This window comes from Streptomyces platensis (assembly GCF_008704855.1).
In the GTDB taxonomy this organism is placed as follows: Bacteria; Actinomycetota; Actinomycetes; order Streptomycetales; family Streptomycetaceae; genus Streptomyces; species Streptomyces platensis.
This window is the reverse complement of record NZ_CP023691.1, coordinates 1,438,572-1,454,008: the sequence shown is the minus strand read 5'-3', so window position 1 is coordinate 1,454,008 and position 15,437 is coordinate 1,438,572. Positions and strand designations below refer to the sequence as shown.

At 71.2% G+C, this 15,437-nt stretch carries 17 protein-coding genes and 1 pseudogene; 10 read left to right on the top strand and 8 right to left on the bottom strand.

Annotation, left to right across the window (positions count from 1 at the left end; translation table 11 throughout):
- Positions 1–27: 27 nt before the first annotated feature.
- From CP981_RS06110 to CP981_RS06100, 3 genes are all read right to left on the bottom strand, one after another.
- Entirely contained in the window at positions 28–963 is a 936-nt protein-coding gene (locus tag CP981_RS06110) for a M56 family metallopeptidase (protein WP_085927331.1), read from the bottom strand.
- A gap of 138 nt (positions 964–1,101) precedes the next feature.
- Entirely contained in the window at positions 1,102–1,701 is a 600-nt protein-coding gene (locus CP981_RS06105) for a DUF5134 domain-containing protein (protein ID WP_085927330.1), read from the bottom strand.
- 126 nt (positions 1,702–1,827) lie between these two features.
- Positions 1,828–2,214: a VOC family protein gene (locus CP981_RS06100; protein WP_085927329.1), complete on the bottom strand. Its 387-nt coding sequence runs from the start codon at positions 2,212–2,214 to the stop codon at positions 1,828–1,830.
- A gap of 139 nt (positions 2,215–2,353) precedes the next feature.
- Between CP981_RS06100 and CP981_RS06095 the strand changes: the two genes are divergently transcribed.
- Entirely contained in the window at positions 2,354–2,887 is a 534-nt protein-coding gene (locus CP981_RS06095; RefSeq protein WP_085927328.1) for a GNAT family N-acetyltransferase, read from the top strand.
- A gap of 18 nt (positions 2,888–2,905) precedes the next feature.
- Here CP981_RS06095 and CP981_RS06090 read toward each other — a convergent pair whose 3' ends face one another.
- The 4 genes from CP981_RS06090 to CP981_RS06075 form a co-directional block, all read right to left on the bottom strand.
- Positions 2,906–3,718: an amino acid ABC transporter ATP-binding protein gene (locus tag CP981_RS06090; RefSeq protein WP_244329573.1), complete on the bottom strand. Its 813-nt coding sequence runs from the start codon at positions 3,716–3,718 to the stop codon at positions 2,906–2,908.
- Entirely contained in the window at positions 3,715–4,599 is an 885-nt protein-coding gene (locus CP981_RS06085) for an amino acid ABC transporter permease (protein WP_085927327.1), read from the bottom strand. The genes CP981_RS06090 and CP981_RS06085 overlap by 4 nt, the downstream gene beginning before the upstream one ends.
- 14 nt (positions 4,600–4,613) lie before the next feature.
- Entirely contained in the window at positions 4,614–5,495 is an 882-nt protein-coding gene (locus CP981_RS06080) for an ABC transporter substrate-binding protein (protein ID WP_085927326.1), read from the bottom strand.
- 165 nt (positions 5,496–5,660) lie between these two features.
- A complete protein-coding gene (locus tag CP981_RS06075; RefSeq protein ID WP_085927325.1) occupies positions 5,661–6,344 on the bottom strand; it encodes a glycerophosphodiester phosphodiesterase in 684 nt (227 codons plus the stop codon).
- A 524-nt stretch (positions 6,345–6,868) separates the two neighbouring features.
- Between CP981_RS06075 and CP981_RS06070 the strand changes: the two genes are divergently transcribed.
- The 5 genes and pseudogenes from CP981_RS06070 to CP981_RS06050 all read left to right on the top strand — a co-directional run bounded on the left by CP981_RS06070 (position 6,869) and on the right by CP981_RS06050 (position 11,174).
- Complete coding sequence (locus CP981_RS06070; protein ID WP_085927324.1) at positions 6,869–8,266, top strand: DUF6421 family protein; 1,398 nt, start codon at positions 6,869–6,871, stop codon at positions 8,264–8,266.
- A 59-nt stretch (positions 8,267–8,325) separates the two neighbouring features.
- Positions 8,326–9,087 (top strand): SDR family oxidoreductase, encoded by a 762-nt coding sequence (locus CP981_RS06065; protein ID WP_085927353.1) that lies wholly within the window; start codon positions 8,326–8,328, stop codon positions 9,085–9,087.
- Complete coding sequence (locus CP981_RS06060; RefSeq protein WP_085927323.1) at positions 9,066–10,154, top strand: threonine aldolase family protein; 1,089 nt, start codon at positions 9,066–9,068, stop codon at positions 10,152–10,154. Before CP981_RS06065 ends, CP981_RS06060 begins: the two co-directional genes overlap by 22 nt.
- Positions 10,155–10,262: 108 nt before the next feature.
- Positions 10,263–10,436: pseudogene (locus CP981_RS38475) on the top strand (transglutaminase); the annotation flags it as partial.
- A gap of 12 nt (positions 10,437–10,448) precedes the next feature.
- Complete coding sequence (locus CP981_RS06050; RefSeq protein ID WP_085927322.1) at positions 10,449–11,174, top strand: B3/B4 domain-containing protein; 726 nt, start codon at positions 10,449–10,451, stop codon at positions 11,172–11,174.
- A 97-nt stretch (positions 11,175–11,271) separates the two neighbouring features.
- Here the strand turns inward: CP981_RS06050 and CP981_RS06045 are convergent, their stop codons facing one another.
- Positions 11,272–11,988 carry a lysophospholipid acyltransferase family protein gene (locus CP981_RS06045; protein ID WP_085927321.1) on the bottom strand — a complete coding sequence of 239 codons (717 nt, stop codon included), beginning with the start codon at positions 11,986–11,988 and terminating at the stop codon, positions 11,272–11,274.
- A gap of 254 nt (positions 11,989–12,242) precedes the next feature.
- On the opposite strand from CP981_RS06045, the gene CP981_RS06040 reads away from it, so the two are divergent.
- The 4 genes from CP981_RS06040 (at position 12,243) to CP981_RS06025 (ending at position 15,430) form a co-directional block, all read left to right on the top strand.
- Entirely contained in the window at positions 12,243–12,662 is a 420-nt protein-coding gene (locus tag CP981_RS06040) for a TlpA family protein disulfide reductase (RefSeq protein WP_085927320.1), read from the top strand.
- A gap of 225 nt (positions 12,663–12,887) precedes the next feature.
- On the top strand, positions 12,888–13,394 hold the full coding sequence (locus tag CP981_RS06035) for a flavin reductase family protein (RefSeq protein ID WP_085927319.1): 507 nt from the start codon (positions 12,888–12,890) through the stop codon (positions 13,392–13,394).
- Between the two features lie 238 nt (positions 13,395–13,632).
- A complete protein-coding gene (locus CP981_RS06030) occupies positions 13,633–14,418 on the top strand; it encodes an electron transfer flavoprotein subunit beta/FixA family protein (RefSeq protein WP_085927318.1) in 786 nt (261 codons plus the stop codon).
- 49 nt (positions 14,419–14,467) lie between these two features.
- Positions 14,468–15,430: an electron transfer flavoprotein subunit alpha/FixB family protein gene (locus tag CP981_RS06025; RefSeq protein ID WP_085927317.1), complete on the top strand. Its 963-nt coding sequence runs from the start codon at positions 14,468–14,470 to the stop codon at positions 15,428–15,430.
- Positions 15,431–15,437 lie beyond the last annotated feature (7 nt).

Genomic DNA, 15,437 nt, shown 5'->3' with positions numbered 1-15,437 from the left:
TCGGCCAGAGGCCAGGGCGCGTCCGCCCTACGCCAGAGCCCTCAGCCCGGGAATGAAGGTCACCAGCAGGGGAATGGCCGGAACCAGCGCCGCCACCGCCGTCATCCGCAGCCGGCGGGCGGGGGTGAAGCGGGGTGCGGGGGCCAGCAGCCGGTCCACCCGCTCCGGTACCTGGGCGAGCTGGGCGGGGCAGGGGCCGAACACCCCGCGGTCCTCGTTGAGTTCGACCAGGGCCAGGGCGATCGTCCGGCGGCCGAAGCGGCGCGAGGCCACATCGTCGGCGGCCAGCTCGACCAGCCGGTGCACCTGGTCGCGGAACGCCGCGAAGACCGGGACCTGCGGAAAACCGGCGGCCAGCGCCGAGGCGCAGTACAGCAGAAGATCGTGCCGGGCCCGCGCATGGCCCTGCTCATGGGCGATCAGCGCATCGAGCTGATGCCCCTTCAGCCGACGCAACGCCGAGGTGGTGATGACCAGTTGGGGCGAGGCGTGGGACAGCCACCAGGCCTCCGGGCGGTCTCCCTCCAGGACGACCAGACGCTCTCCGGAGGGCTTCTCGCCGGGCAACAACGGCGCGCGGCGCAGCAGCTCGGCCCGCCGCTGCCGACGACGGGCACGTACCGCCCGTACCTCGCGGGTCAGCGCGACGGCCGTCCAGGCGCCGCCGCCCGCCAGCAGCAGGGCCAGCACCCCGGCCCAGGGCCCGTGCGTCTGGAGCGCGTACGCCTCGACGACGACCCGCGGGGCGAACCCGAACACCGGGCTGCGGACGGCTTCCCAGGCGGCGGCCGCGCTCAGCGACATCGCGAGCAGACAGCACAGCAGAACACCGGCGACCACGCACTGCCACACCCACAGGGCGAGCACCGGCTCACGGTCGGGCCAGTCGGAACGGGCCATCAGCCGTGGCGCCATTGCCGCGGCCAGCACGCCGAGCATCATCAGCGCGAGAGGGACCATCATGCCGCCACCCTATGAGCGCACGACTACCCGTTGGTACGGCCGCGCGACGGAAGTGATGCATGCCACCCCTGCACCAGGCCTGCACGGTCCACGGGCGCCCGCCTGGCGCCGAACCGGGCGGCAGTGCATCACCGCAGCTCACAGCGCCAGCAGCATCGCCAGCATGCCGATACCCATCGCCACCCGGCAGGCCGGCAGCACCCCGGCGCCCGCCACCGGCACCGGCCCGCCCGCCGCCACGTCCCCGGCCCCCGCACCCGCCGCCGGCACCAGCCGCACCCCGGCCGCGAGGACATACCCCGTGAAGTAGACGAGCAACAGCCCCGTCAGCAACGGCACACCGCCCGGCACCGCATGCGCCATCGGGCCCGTCCCGCCCGCCTGGCCCAGCTGCGCCATCTGGCCCATCTGCCCTGTGTGGCCCGCCTGTTGGGGCGTCGGGACGACCATCGCGAGCGCCATGTACGCCATCGCCAGCGCGCCCACCGCATGATGCAGATGGCGGTGCGCCAGTGCCCACAGGCCCGCCGCCCCGAAGACCGCGGTGAACAGCCATAGCGACCACGACGGCGCCGCCACCGGCCAGGCCATCGCCGCCATCCCCAGCGCCATCAGCCCCTCACCGCGCACCTCGCCCCGCTGCGCGGCCGGTCCACTGCGCGCCCGCACCAGGCAATACGCGCCGGCGGCGGTCCCCAGCAGCACCAGCAGCCAGCCGACCCACACCGGTCCGTGCACGGAGCACCTCCCCTCGCACCCGTACGCATCGGGGGCAGGATGCCCGCCGGGCGTCCGGCACACGGGAGCGCACGGGCGCAAACGGGGAGCGCGATGGTGGGGCGCCGCCGGGGCACAAAGACGGCCTCAGGGGCGATAGCGCAGCGGATGGTCCGCCGGGACCTCGGTCAGCACGATCCGGTGGCCGTCCGGGTCGGCGATCCACATCTCGATCAGCCCCCACGGCTCCTGCGCGGGCGCGCGCTGCACCTCCACCCCGTGCGCCAGCAGCTCCTGGTGCGCCGCCGCCGCGTCCGCCACCTGGAGCCACAGCTGGAGGGTCTCCGTGGGCGGCCCGGCGGTCCGCCCTGACACCTCCAGGAAGCCGCCGCCGAGGAAGTAGACCGTGCCGCGCTCGGGGCCGGTACCGAATTCCCGGTAGATCTCCAGCCCCAGCGCCGTGCCGTAGAACGCCCGCGACCGCTCGGGGTCGGCCGGCCGCAACAGCACCCTGCTGCTCAGTACATGCACCATGTCCGGACCCTACGCCGCCCGCCCCGCGCGGCCGGGCACCCGCCGCCGGAAGACCGGGACAATCGGCCCTGACACCGCACACCCGGCAGTTGTTAGCCTCCCTGAAGCCACTCGTCCGCCTGAGAGGACTCCCCGCACCATGCCCACCAGCGAGCTGACCTTCCGCACCGCCCTCGATGCCGACGTCCCCGGGCTCGTCGACCTCATCGAGTCGGCCTACCGCGGGGACACCAGCCGCGGCGGCTGGACGACGGAGGCGGACCTGCTGGAGGGGCAGCGCACCGACCCGGCGGGCGTCACCGCCGTCGTGCGCAACGAGACCGGCCGGCTGCTGATCGCCGAGCGGGACGGTGTGCTGATCGCCTGCTGCCAGCTCGAACACCGCGGGGACCATGCGTACTTCGGGATGTTCGCGGTGCGCCCGGAGCTCCAGGGCGGCGGCCTCGGCAAGGTGATCATTGCGGAGGCGGAGCGGACCGCGCAGGACATCTGGGGCGCCCGGGAGATGCGGATGACGGTCATCCGGCAGCGCACGGAGCTGATCGCCTGGTACGAGCGCCGCGGCTACCGGCGCACCGGGGAGTGCACCCCGTTCCCGTACGGCGACGAGCGGTTCGGCATCCCCCAGCGCCCCGACCTGGAATTCGAGCTGCTGGTCAAGCCGCTCGGCTAGCCGCCCACCGGCCGCTGTTCAGAGCCGCCCCGCCTGGATGATCCGTTGCAGGAACTGCCGGGTGCGGTCGTGCCGCGGAGCGCCGAAGACCTGCTCGGAGGTGCCGCGCTCCAGTACCACTCCGCCGTCCAGGAAGCACACCTGGTCGGCGACCTCCCGCGCGAAGCCCATCTCATGGGTGGCGATGACCATGGTCATGCCGTCCGTCTTGAGCTCGCGGACGACCTCCAGCACCTCGCCGACCAGCTCCGGGTCGAGGGCCGCGGTGATCTCGTCGAGCAGCAGCAGCCGGGGCCGCCCGGCCAGCGCGCGGACGATCGCGACCCGCTGCTGCTGGCCGCCGCTGAGCCGGTCCGGGTACTCCCCGGCCCGCCCGCCGAGCCCGAGCCGTTCCAGCAGCTCACGGGCCCGCTCCTCCGCCTCGGCGCGCGGCACCCCGTGCACCCGGCGGGGCGCCAGCGTGATGTTGTCCAGCACGGTCATGTGCGGGAAGAGGTTGTACGCCTGGAAGACCACGCCGATCCGGCGGCGCACCGCGTCGACATCGGCCCGCGGGTCGGTGATCTCCTCGCCGTCCAGGAAGATCGCGCCGTCGTCGATCTCCTCCAGCAGATTTGCGCAGCGCAGCAGGGTGGACTTGCCCGAACCGGAGGCGCCGATCAGCGCGGTCACGGTGTGCGGCGGGACCTCCAGATCCACGTCCCGCAGCACGACCGTGCCGCGACCGTAGGTCTTGCGTACGGACTCCAGCCGCAGCACCGGCCGGTCGCCGGGCGCGGCCGGGCCGGCGGTCTCCGCAGCGGGCCGCGGGGTGTCGTCCGTCGTGCTCATACCAGCCCTCCCTGGGCGCGCCTGCGGTCCATGCGGGCCGTGATCCAGTCCGTGCAGCGGGTCATCGGGATGGTCAGCGCGACGAAGACGAGCCCGGCCACGACGTACGGCGTGAAGTTGAAGTCCTTGCCGGCGATGATCTGCGCCGCGTAGACCGCGTCCACTGCGCCCGCGATGGACACCAGCCCGGTGTCCTTCTGGAGCGAGACCAGATCGTTCAGCAGCGGCGGCACCACCCGCCGCACCGCCTGCGGCAGCACCACGAAGCGCAGCGCCTGGCCGCCGGAGAGCCCCAGCGACCGGGCCGCGGCCCGCTGCGAGGGGTGCACCGATTCGATACCGGCCCGGAAGACCTCGGCGACGTAGGCCGAGTACGTCAGCACCAGCGCGGTCCCGCCGAGCAGCACCGGATCCGTGGTCACGCCTTGCAGCCGCAGCGCCGGCACCCCGAAGACCACCATCAGCAGACAGATGATCAGCGGCAGTCCGCGGAAGAAGTCGGTGTACGCGGCGGCCAGCGCACGCAGCGGGAAGAACACCGGGCCGCGCAGCGTCCGGGCCACCGCCAGCAGCAGCCCGAGCACCAGCACCGCCGCTCCGCACACCACCAGCAGCCGCAGGTTCAGCAGCAGCCCGTCCAGCACCTTCGGCAGCGCCATCCGGGCGTACTCCGGGCTGAAGAACGTCTCGCGGGTACGCGGCCAGCCGGGCGAGCGGGTGATGACCAGGAAGAGGACCGCGCCGGTGACCAGGGTGCTCAGCGCGGCGACAGCGGTCGCACGCCGGGATCTGGCACGCCGGAACCGCTCCCGCTCGATCCGCCGCGCCGAGGGCACATACCCGTCGCCGTCCGCCTCCGGCGCCGTACGGCTCTTCAACACGCCGCCTCCGTACGTCACTTGAGCACCGGCACGGAAACGGCGTCGGCCAGCCACTTCTTCTCCAGCCGGGCCAGGGTGCCGTTCTTCCGCAGCGCGTCCACCGCGGCCGTCACACAGCCGGTGATCCGGCTCTCCTTGTCCAGGACCAGCCCGAACTGCTCGTCGGTGGCACCGGTGGCCGCGAACTGCCCGACGACCTCGGCGTCCTTGACCTCCGCCGAGGTGATGTAGAAGGCGGTCGGCAGATCGGTGAGGATCGCGTCGACCTGGCCGTTCCTCAGCGCGGACTTGGCCAGGTCGTTCTTCTGGAAGACGGCCGGCTGCTGGGTGGGCCGGACGGTGTCCTGGAGGACGTCCAGGCTGGTGCTGCCGACCTGCGCACCGAGCTTGACCCGCCGCAGATCCTCGATGCTCTTGGCACGCGCCGCCTTGGAGCCCTTGAGCGCGATCACCGCCTGCCGTACGCCGTAGTAGCCGGAGGAGAAGGCGACGGCCCGCTTGCGCGCGGCGCTGACGGAGATCTGATTGATGTCGAAGTCGAACTTCTTCGCACCGGGCGCGAAGGCGTTGTTGAACGGCACGGTCTGCCAGTGCACCGCGCCCTTGCCGTAGCCCAGCTGCCGGGCGACGGCGTACGCGACCGCGGATTCGAAGCCCTTGCCGTTGGCCGGGTCGTCGTCGTGGAACCACGGTGCGTACGCGGGCTTGTCGGTGCCGACCGTGAGCGTCCCGTGGGCCACGGTGGCCAGTTGGCCGCGTGTACAGCTCTGTCTGCCCTGCCCGGCGGCCCCCGGGCCACCGGGGGACGCGTCCTGCGGGGCACAGCCGACGGCCGCGGTGAGCAGCGCGACGGTGGCGCAAGCGGCAAGGCGGAGAGGGCGGTTGGCGAGGCGCATGGCGGGAGCGTGGCAGTGCGCGAGGTGATCTGTCGAGATCGCCAACGGAAAAATCCGCATGCTGGAATCACATTGCAGGGTTGTGAACTGCGGATTTCTCGTATGCCGGGGCGGGGCCCGAGGGACGCGGTGCGCCCCGCCCGGCCGGGCGCCGCGCCCGCCGTATTACGCCGTGAAGCGGACCGCCCGCCGGATCTCCGGCAGGTCGGTCACCACGCCGTCCAGGCCGAGCCCGCGGGCGAGGCGGAGCTGGTCGTGGGTGTTGACCGTCCAGGCCACGACCTTCAGCTGCGCGGCGTGCGCCCGCTCGACCAGTTCCAGGGTGAGCCGGCGGATGTTCAGCGAGAGCATCGTGGCGCCGACGGCCAGCGCCCGGTCGACGACATCGGCGCCGTAGCGGCTGCCGACCAGCGCGGTACGGACGCCGGGCAGCAGGGTCCGGATCGCGGCCAGCGCCTCGTCGTGGAAGGAGATCACCTCGACCCGGTCGACCAGATCGCGGGAGCGCAGCACCTCGGCCAGCGCCTGCGCGGCCGCCACATCCTTGATCTCGGCCTGGAGCGGCGCCTTGACCGCCGTCACGACCTCCTCGAAGACGGGGATCCGCTCGCCCCGCCCGGCATCGAGCTCACGCAGTTCGGCGAGGGTGCGCTCGGCGATCGGTCCGGCGCCGTCGGTGGTCCGGTCCACGTCCGCGTCGTGCATCACCACGAGCGCGCCGTCCTTGCTCAGATGCAGATCCAGCTCGATGACATCGAGGCCCTCCTGCTCGGCGCGCACGAAGGAGCGCAGGGTGTTCTCCGGCTCGACGCCCATCATCCCGCGGTGTCCGATGGTGAGAAAGGACAAGGCTGCCTCGCTTCTGTCGGCTCGGTGCCGCTGTCGGCTCGGTCCCGGTGTCGACCGTCGGCAACGGCGTAACGAAATGGCGCTCAGCCTAACGGGACCGAACGGCGGAAAAAGGGGTGCCGGACCGGCCCCGGTGTGTCCAGTACGGGTACCCGCCATATCCCGCTTCCAGACCCCTCACCCTCCCGTGGGCGAGTCCTCAACGCGCTGACGGGGCCCGGCCGCGGCGGCGCCGGGGAGCGGGTGTGTCATATGCCATACGGCTACGGAGAGTAGGTGACCCGGCGGTCGGACCGCGCCCCTCCGGGAAGCGAGAAGGCCTCCTTTCCCGTCAACTTCCCCTGGAAGAAGCGCCGAAACCCTCGCCCTCATGGGCAGGAAGTGTCGCCCAAGCCGTCACGCACAGGAAAAATCGGCGTGACCGCGGGGTGTCGGCAGAAAAATTTTCATCAGCCCCACTTGAGGCGGCGATCCTCGGCTGGTTACCGTGGGCTGACAACACGATCTACCGCCGGAGGGCAGTCATGACGGAAATTCTTTCGCCTGTGGGTGTCCAGGAGGCCACCACGACCGCGGAGAGTGTGGTCGCGCACCCGGCGTGGTCCGTGCTCAAGGACGCGGTCGAGACCATCCGCCCCTGGCAGTCCAAGGACGGTTCGATCGACCTGGCGGCGGAGGGCGCGCCGAGCGCCGACGCCGTGCGCGCCGAGGTCGACCGCGTGATAGCGGCCATCGGTGAGCTCGCCCCGTTGGTGCCGCACGACGCCGCCTACCACCAGGCGCTCGCCGCCGACCTGCGCCGCTGGGTCGACAGCGGCTTCGAGGTGCCGGACTTCCTGGACTCGCTGCTCGCCTTCCAGCCCGCCCAGCAGCGCGCCGACGGCCTTCAGCACCTCGTGCTGTTCCCCATGTACACCCAGAACGGCAACCTGGACCGCAACTTCGAGGCCGTCGTCCTGCGCATGGTCTGGCCGGACTGGCTCGCCGAGCTGGAGCGCACCCGCTACGACAACCCCCTCTTCTGCGGCATCACCTTCGAGGACTTCACGGCCGGCTACGACACCCACTCCGCCGTGCTCTTCCCGGAGACCATCGCGGTGCGCGAGGCCCCGGAGCGGTTCAGCTGGGGCGGGATCTTCTGCGACCGCGAGGCCGCCCGCTTCCGCCGGGTCAGCCAGGCCGCCATCGAGATCCTCGGTGTCGAACTCCCCGACGACATCCGCGCGATGCTGGACGACCAGAAGCGCTGCCAGGAGTCGTTCGTGCTGTGGGACATGGTGCACGACCGCACCCACAGCCACGGTGACCTGCCGTTCGACCCGTTCATGATCAAGCAGCGCCAGCCGTTCTGGATGTACGGCCTGGAGGAGCTGCGCTGCGACCTCACCGCCTTCAAGGAGGCCGTGAAGCTGGAGGCCGAGGGGTACCCCCAGGCGCGCGATGTGCAGTTCACGGTGATCTTCGACCGGATGTTCCGGTTCCCCGTCAGCGGCGACCGGGTCCGCAACTACGACGGCCTGGGCGGCCAGCTGCTCTTCGCCTACCTGCACAAGCACGACGTCGTACGCTGGACGGACAACACACTGCACATCGACTGGGAGCGGGCGCCCAAGGTCACCAACCAGCTGTGCGGCGAGATCGAAAAGCTCTACCGCGACGGCATCGACCGGCCCAAGCTGGTCCACTGGTTCGCTGCGTACGACCTCGTCTCGACCTACCTCGCCCCGCACCCGGGCTCGGTCTGGGCCAAGGGACCGGACGCCCTCGACCTGGACCAGCCGCCGCGCAAACTCGTGGATGACGTGCTCCCCGACGAATTCCCGCTGAGCATGTTCTACGAAGCGCTCGCCAAGAAGCTGCGTGCTGTGATCGCCTCTACCAAGGGCATCACGGCCCACAGTGACGCATTGGCGGCGGCATGACGACGGACCGGAACACCCGGCCGCAGGCCGTCGAGAAGCAGGACGAGGAGGCGACGAAGATGGGTACGTCGACGGGTGGCCAGGGGCCGCTGGAGGGTGCGGTCATCGCAGTGGCGGGTGCGGCCGGACCGGCCGGGCGCGCGACCCTGCTGCGGCTGGCCGAAGCGGGTGCGGTGGTGGTCGGTTCGGACTCCCACCCCGAGCGGCTGGCGGAGGCCGTGGACGCGGCGCGCTACGCCCACGGCGGCGCCACGGTGATAGGGGACACCGTTGATCTCCTCGACCTGGACCAGGCCCGCGAATGGGCGGACCGCACGGAGAAGGAATTCGGCCGGATCGACGGTCTGGTGCATCTGGTCGGCGGCTGGCGCGGTTCGTCGACGTTCGCGGAGACCGACCTGGCCGACTGGGACATGCTGCACAAGCTGCTGGTCCGCACCGTCCAGCACACCTCCCTCGCCTTCTACGACGCCCTGGAGCGCAGCGGCAACGGCCGTTTTCTCCTCACCAGCGCGGCCGGCGCCAGCAAGCCCACCGGGGGCAACGCCGCCTATGCCGCCTCCAAGGCCGCGGCCGAGGCCTGGACGCTGGCCATGGCGGACGGCTTCCGCAAGGCAGGGGGTGAGCAGGGGCCGCGCGCCGCTGCTGCCATCCTGATCGTGAAGGCGCTCGTCAACGACCAGATGCGCGCCGAGCGACCGAACGCGAAGTTCGCGGGCTTCACGGACGTCACGGAGTTGGCCGAGGCCATCGCCGGGGTCTGGAGCCGGCCCGCCCAGGAAGTGAATGGACAGCGTCTGTGGCTGACCCCCGAGCCGTGACCGGAGCGAAGACCGACGCCCGGCAGCACCACGATCCCGAGATACGCGGCTTCGCCAGCGACAACTACGCGGGCGCGCATCCCGAGGTGCTCGCCGCGCTCGCCCTTGCCAACGGCGGCCATCAGGTCGCCTACGGCGAGGACGACTACACCGCGCACCTCCAGCGGGTGTTCCGCAGCCACTTCGGGCAGCGTGCCGAGGCGTTCCCGGTGTTCAACGGCACCGGCGCCAATGTCGTCGCCCTCCAGGCCGTGACCGACCGCTGGGGCGCGGTGATCGCCGCCGAGTCCGCGCACATCCACGTGGATGAGTGCGGTGCGCCCGAGCGCGTGGGCGGGCTCAAGCTGCTGACCGTGCCGACCGAGGACGGCAAGCTCACTCCCGAGCTGATCGACCGCCAGGCGTACGGCTGGGACGACGAGCACCGTGCCATGCCGCAGGTCGTCTCGATCGCCCAGAGCACCGAGCTCGGCACGGTCTACACGCCGGACGAGATCCGGGCGATCTGCGAACACGCCCATGAGCGCGGCATGGTGGTGCATCTGGACGGCTCGCGGATAGCCAACGCCGCGGCGACGCTCGATGTCCCGATGCGGGCCTTCACCAACGCCGTGGGCGTCGACATCCTCTCCTTCGGCGGCACGAAGAACGGTGCGGTCTTCGGTGAGGCCGTGGTCGTGCTCAACCCCGACCGGGTGCGGGCGATGAAGCATCTGCGGAAGCTGTCCATGCAGCTGGCCTCCAAGATGCGCTTCGTCTCCGTCCAGTTGGAGGCGCTGCTGGCCAAGGACCTGTGGCTGCGCAACGCCCGGCATGCCAACACCATGGCGCAGCGGCTGGCGGCCGGGGTGCGGGAGATCGGCGGGGTGGAGATCCTCTACCCCGTGCAGTCCAACGGGGTGTTCGCCCGGCTGCCGCACGATGTCAGCGAGCGGCTCCAGAAGCGCTACCGCTTCTACTTCTGGGACGAGGCGGACGGTGTCGTGCGCTGGATGTGCGCCTTCGACACCGCGGTGGAGGACGTCGACGGCTTCCTCGCCGCACTCCGCGAGGAGATGGGTCGCTAGAACGCACTGCATAGCTATGCGCCCGGTCGAAAAGTCATTGACTCTCGGCCGGGCGCATCGCTACGTTCCCCTGCGGGCGGCGGGCATCCCCACCGCGCTCTGCTACTTGTCGACGCGCAGTTCCGCCCCGACCGCGAGCAGCTCGCCTTCACCGTGCGACCGGAGTCCAATGAAGTGGACTACCCGGTGCTATTTGCTGAACCTCACCCGGCCGTGCTCCAATGCCTGCGAGAGGCCGTCGACCGGCCTCACCTCTGGCAGACGCTCCCCACCGATCTCTGAGGAACGGCCCTGATGCCCAGCTCTTCGCAGGTCTCCGACCGCACCTGCGCCCTGCATGTCTCCGACGAGGTGCGCGCCCTGGCACCCGGCTTCGGCTGTCTTGCCGTGGAAGCCCACGGTCTGACCAACGGGCCCAGCGACGAGGCCGGTGCGGCACTCCTGGACGACGCCACCCGCCGGCTCGCCGCGCGCCTCGACGGGCGTGCCCCGCAGGACGATCCGCACATCGCCGCCTGGCGCGCCACGTACACCGCCTTCGGCAGCAAGCCGTCCCGTACCCGCAACTCCGCCGAGGCACTGGCCAGGCGGGCGCTCGCGGACGGCGGTCTGCCGCGCATCAACCGCCTCGTCGACCTCTACAACGCCATCAGCGTCGCCCACCTCATCCCCGTGGGCGGCGAGGACCTGGACCGTATCCAGGGCGGTATGCGACTCGTGCGGGCCACCGGCGACGAGCCGTTCGTGACCGCGGCCGGGGGCGCCGAGGTGATCGAGTACCCCGACGCGGGCGAGGTGGTCTGGTGCGATGACGAGGGCGTCACCTGCCGCCGCTGGAACTGGCGGCAGGGCGTGCGTACCCGTCTCACCGAGGACTCGGTCAGCGCCCTGTTCCTGCTGGAGCGGATGGCCCCCATGACGCTCGACGAGCTGGCGGCCGCGGGCGCCGAGCTGGCCGAGGCGCTGCACCGGGCCTGCCCGGATGCCCGGATCGAGATCGGCGAGATCTGGTCCTTGTGACCCGGGCCGTGCGGACCGGCCGGCGGAAGGGACCGCGGCCGGTCCGGTGGCGGCGTGGCCGGCCGGTCGGGCCGTTACGCGAGGCTTCCGGGGACCGTCAGGCGAGGCTGCCGGGCGCCGCGGGGGCCGTGCCGCCCAGGTGGGCCGGGATCCACCAGGTGTCCTCGGCGTCCTTCGGGCGTACGGGGTAGGCGCGCTGGGCCGCCTCCAGCAGATCCTGCACCCGGGTCCGCAGCCGGTCGGTGATCTTCTCGGCCTGCTCGGCCGGGTCGGCCGCCATCGGCTCGCCCACCCGGATCGTTATCGGGAAGTGGTTCCGGCCCAGATCGCGCTTGTGGCCCTTGGTCCACAGCCGCTGGGTGCCCCACAGCGCCACCGGCAGCAGCGGCACCCCGGCCTCCTGGGCCAGCCGCGCCGCACCCGACTTGAAGTTCTTCAGGGTGAAGCTCTCGGAGATCGTCGCCTCGGGGAAGACCCCGATGATCTCGCCCGAACGCAGTGCGGTCAGCGCGTGCTTGTAGGCGTGCATCCCCTGGCCGCGGTCCACGGGGATGTGCTTCATCGCGCGCATCAGCGGTCCCGACACCTTGTGCCGGAAGACCGACTCCTTCGCCATGAAGCGCACCAGCCGCTTGGCCGGCCGCGCGGTCAGCCCGGCGAAGACGAAGTCCAGGTACCCGATGTGATTGCTCACCAGAACCGCCCCGCCGCGGCGCGGAATGTTATCCGTCCCGGCGATGTCGAATTTCAGATCGAGCGCCTTGAAGAGCGTGCGGGCGGCGCCGATCACCGGCGGATAGACGAGCTCTGCCATTGTCCGGAGGACCCCTTTTCCACGCCTGGGGAGGGTTCTCCCGGCGGAAACCTACGCAGTCGTAACTGCGGCTTTCGGGAGATCGTGCCCGATGTCGGCCGCGGCGGCCAGCGCGCCGGCCGCCCGGACCGGGAGATTCTTGTCACGTGGCGGCTGTTCAACGGGCAGTTCTCCGCAGCAGAAGGTACCTCTCGCGCCCCGGACAGGATGCGTCCCCGGGAATCTTTGTGGTCCCGTGAACGCTGCATCCGTGGATGACGGGACTCATGGTGTGCCTCGGGGCGCTCGCGGCGGCGAGTGTCTCCGGCGGGGGACATCAACGCCGCAATGGGAGGCTGACGGTGCGGGAGCAGGACGACACGGCACGGCTGGGCGCCGCCGAGATCGGGGCGGCGCTGGGGGAGCGGGCCACCCTGCTGCAGTTCTCCAGCGCCTTCTGCCAGCCCTGCCGGGCCACCCGGCGCACCCTCACCGAGGTCGCCGGCATGGTCGACGGCGTGGCCCATGTCGAGATCGACGCGGAGGACCATCTGGAGCTCGTACGGCAGCTCCAGGTCCAGCGCACCCCGACGGTGCTGGTGCTCGACGCGGACGGCGCGATCGTGCGCCGCGCCTCCGGGCAGCCACGGAAGGCGGATGTGATCGCGGCCCTCGGCGCGGCGGTCCGTGATTGATCTCCCAGATGGCGGGCTCCCCTTGACGCTGTGGGTCACGAATCGTCACTCTGACGTGATGCGGCCAGGACCCCTTCTCTACGGACGCGCCCACGTCGACCTTCTGCGGACTGCCAGCGCCCGCTGTCCGGGCATGTGAGCAGCGACGACACCACTGCCGCCGACCGCCGCCCGGCCGTCGGCGGCCCCGCCCGGGCTCGTACTCGACAGCAGAAGGACAACTCCATGACGGCCCTGACCGGCCTCGGCACGCCGCAGACCGCCTCTCCCGAGCTCCTGCGCTCGGTCTTCCGGCAGCACGCCGCCGGTGTCGCGGTGATCACCGCGCCCGGCTCGCGCCCCGCGGGCTTCACCGCCACCTCCCTCACCTCGGTCGCCGCCGACCCGCCGCTGCTCTCGTTCGGTGTGGGCACCGGCTCCTCCAGCTGGCCGGCCGTCTCGGCGGCCGAGTACATCGGCGTGCACATACTCGGCGAGCATCAGCAGGAGCTGGCCGCCACCTTCGCGCGCAGTGGCGCCGACCGCTTCGGCCCCGCCACCTCCTGGCGCACCGGCCCCGAGGGCGTGCCCCTTCTGGAGGGCGTCCTGGCCTGGCTGGTGTGCAAGGTCGAGGCGAGGGTGCCGGCCGGCGACCACTGCCTCGTGATCGCGCAGCCCGTCGTCGGTGACCCGGCCGGGCCCGGCCGTCCGCTCCTCTATCACCAGGGCCGTTTCAACGCGCTGCGCGACTGACGATCCGTCGCGGAACCCGACACGCGCGGGTTCCCGCGGGGCTTCCTCTTCCTCCGTTCAGGGCCGTTGGCAAGGTCACATTTCGACGGCCTTGATTCGGGGCACGAGACTGGATGTACTGGCGAGTAATATGACGGTCGGCGTGGGGAACCGGATCCGACCGGGAGCCGCCCCAACAGGCGCCTATGCTGCCAGCACAAGGCAGTTCTGAAGAGACGAAGCAGGTAGGAGAGTCGGCGTGAGCTTGAGGATCGTTGTCTGTGTGAAGTACGTGCCCGACGCCACCGGCGACCGGCACTTCGCCGAGGACCTGACCGTCGACCGGGACGATGTGGACGGTCTGCTCTCGGAGCTCGACGAGTACGCCGTCGAGCAGGCCCTCCAGATCAAGGAAGCGGCCGACGACGCGGAGATCACGGTCCTCACCGTCGGTCCCGAGGACGCCAACGACGCGCTGCGCAAGGCGCTGTCGATGGGCGCCGACAAGGCCGTCCACGTCGAGGACGACGACCTGCACGGCACCGACGCGCTCGGCACCTCCCTCGTGCTCGCCAAGGCCATCGAGAAGACCGGCTACGACCTCGTGGTCTGCGGTATGGCCTCCACCGACGGCACGATGGGTGTGCTGCCCGCGCTGCTCGCCGAGCGTCTGAACGTCCCTCAGGTCACCCAGCTCTCCGAGGTCTCCGTCGACGGTGGCAAGGTCACCGGCCGCCGGGACGGCGACACCGCCAGCGAGCAGCTGGAGGCCGCGCTGCCGGCCGTCGTGTCCGTCACCGACCAGTCGGGTGAGGCGCGTTACCCCTCCTTCAAGGGCATCATGGCCGCCAAGAAGAAGCCGGTGGAGTCCCTGGACCTGGAGGACCTGGAGATCGAGGCGGACGAGGTCGGCCTCGAGGGCGCCTGGACCAAGGTCGAGGACGCCGCCGAGCGTCCGGCCCGTACGGCGGGCACGATCGTCAAGGACGAGGGCGAGGGCGGCAAGCAGCTCGCCGAGTTCCTCGCGGGCCAGAAGTTCATCTGAGCCGCAGCCCTTTCCACCGCCCTCATTCTTCCCGCAGGAGAGCAATCCCATGGCTGAAGTTCTTGTCTACGTCGACCACGTGGACGGTGCCGTCCGCAAGCCCACCCTCGAACTGCTCACCCTCGCCCGCCGCATCGGCGAGCCGGTAGCGGTGCACCTCGGCCCGCACGCCGACGAGGCCGCCAAGGTCCTCGCCGAGCACGGCGCGGTCAAGGTCCTGGCCGCCGACGCCCCGGAGTTCGCCGAGTACCTCGTCGCGCCCAAGGTCGACGCGCTCCAGGCCGCCTACGACGCGGTCTCCCCGGCCGCCGTGCTGCTGCCGTCCTCCGCGGAGGGCAAGGAGATCGGTGCCCGCCTCGCGGTCCGCATCGGCTCCGGCATCATCACCGACGCCGTCGACCTGGAGGCCGGCGCCGAGGGCCCGGTGGCCACGCAGTCCGTCTTCGCGGCCTCGTACACCACCAAGTCCCGCATCACCAAGGGCACCCCGGTCATCACCGTCAAGCCCAACTCCGCCGCCCCGGAGGCCGCGCCGGCCGCCGGCACGGTCGAGCAGCTCGCGGTGACCGTCGCCGACTCCTCCAAGGGCACCAAGATCGTCTCGCGCACGCCGCGTGAGTCGACCGGCCGCCCGGAGCTGACCGAGGCCGCGATCGTGGTCTCCGGTGGCCGTGGCGTCAACGGCGCCGAGAACTTCCCGGTCATCGAGGCGCTCGCCGACTCGCTCGGTGCGGCCGTCGGCGCCTCGCGTGCCGCCGTGGACGCCGGCTGGTACCCGCACACCAACCAGGTCGGCCAGACCGGTAAGTCGGTCTCGCCGCAGCTGTACATCGCGGCGGGCATCTCCGGTGCGATCCAGCACCGCGCCGGTATGCAGACCTCGAAGACCATCGTCGCCATCAACAAGGACGAAGAGGCCCCCATCTTCGAGCTGGTCGACTACGGCGTGGTCGGCGACCTCTTCGACGTCGTCCCGGCCCTCACCGACGAGGTCAAGACCCGCAAGGGCTGAGCCCGTC

Excerpts from the sequence above, each read along its gene's own strand:
- CP981_RS06090 (WP_244329573.1), bottom strand. The coding sequence starts at position 3,718 with ATGAGCACGACGGACGACACCCCGCGGCCCGCTGCGGAGACCGCCGGC.
- CP981_RS06080 (WP_085927326.1), bottom strand. The coding sequence starts at position 5,495 with ATGCGCCTCGCCAACCGCCCTCTCCGCCTTGCCGCTTGCGCCACCGTC.
- CP981_RS06095 (WP_085927328.1), top strand. The coding sequence starts at position 2,354 with ATGCCCACCAGCGAGCTGACCTTCCGCACCGCCCTCGATGCCGACGTC.
- CP981_RS06070 (WP_085927324.1), top strand. The coding sequence starts at position 6,869 with ATGACGGAAATTCTTTCGCCTGTGGGTGTCCAGGAGGCCACCACGACC.
- CP981_RS06050 (WP_085927322.1), top strand. The coding sequence starts at position 10,449 with ATGCCCAGCTCTTCGCAGGTCTCCGACCGCACCTGCGCCCTGCATGTC.
- CP981_RS06100 (WP_085927329.1), bottom strand. The coding sequence starts at position 2,214 with ATGGTGCATGTACTGAGCAGCAGGGTGCTGTTGCGGCCGGCCGACCCC.
- CP981_RS06045 (WP_085927321.1), bottom strand. The coding sequence starts at position 11,988 with ATGGCAGAGCTCGTCTATCCGCCGGTGATCGGCGCCGCCCGCACGCTC.
- CP981_RS06025 (WP_085927317.1), top strand. The coding sequence starts at position 14,468 with ATGGCTGAAGTTCTTGTCTACGTCGACCACGTGGACGGTGCCGTCCGC.
- CP981_RS06035 (WP_085927319.1), top strand. The coding sequence starts at position 12,888 with ATGACGGCCCTGACCGGCCTCGGCACGCCGCAGACCGCCTCTCCCGAG.
- CP981_RS06110 (WP_085927331.1), bottom strand. The coding sequence starts at position 963 with ATGATGGTCCCTCTCGCGCTGATGATGCTCGGCGTGCTGGCCGCGGCA.
- CP981_RS06040 (WP_085927320.1), top strand. The coding sequence starts at position 12,243 with ATGACGGGACTCATGGTGTGCCTCGGGGCGCTCGCGGCGGCGAGTGTC.
- CP981_RS06065 (WP_085927353.1), top strand. The coding sequence starts at position 8,326 with ATGGGTACGTCGACGGGTGGCCAGGGGCCGCTGGAGGGTGCGGTCATC.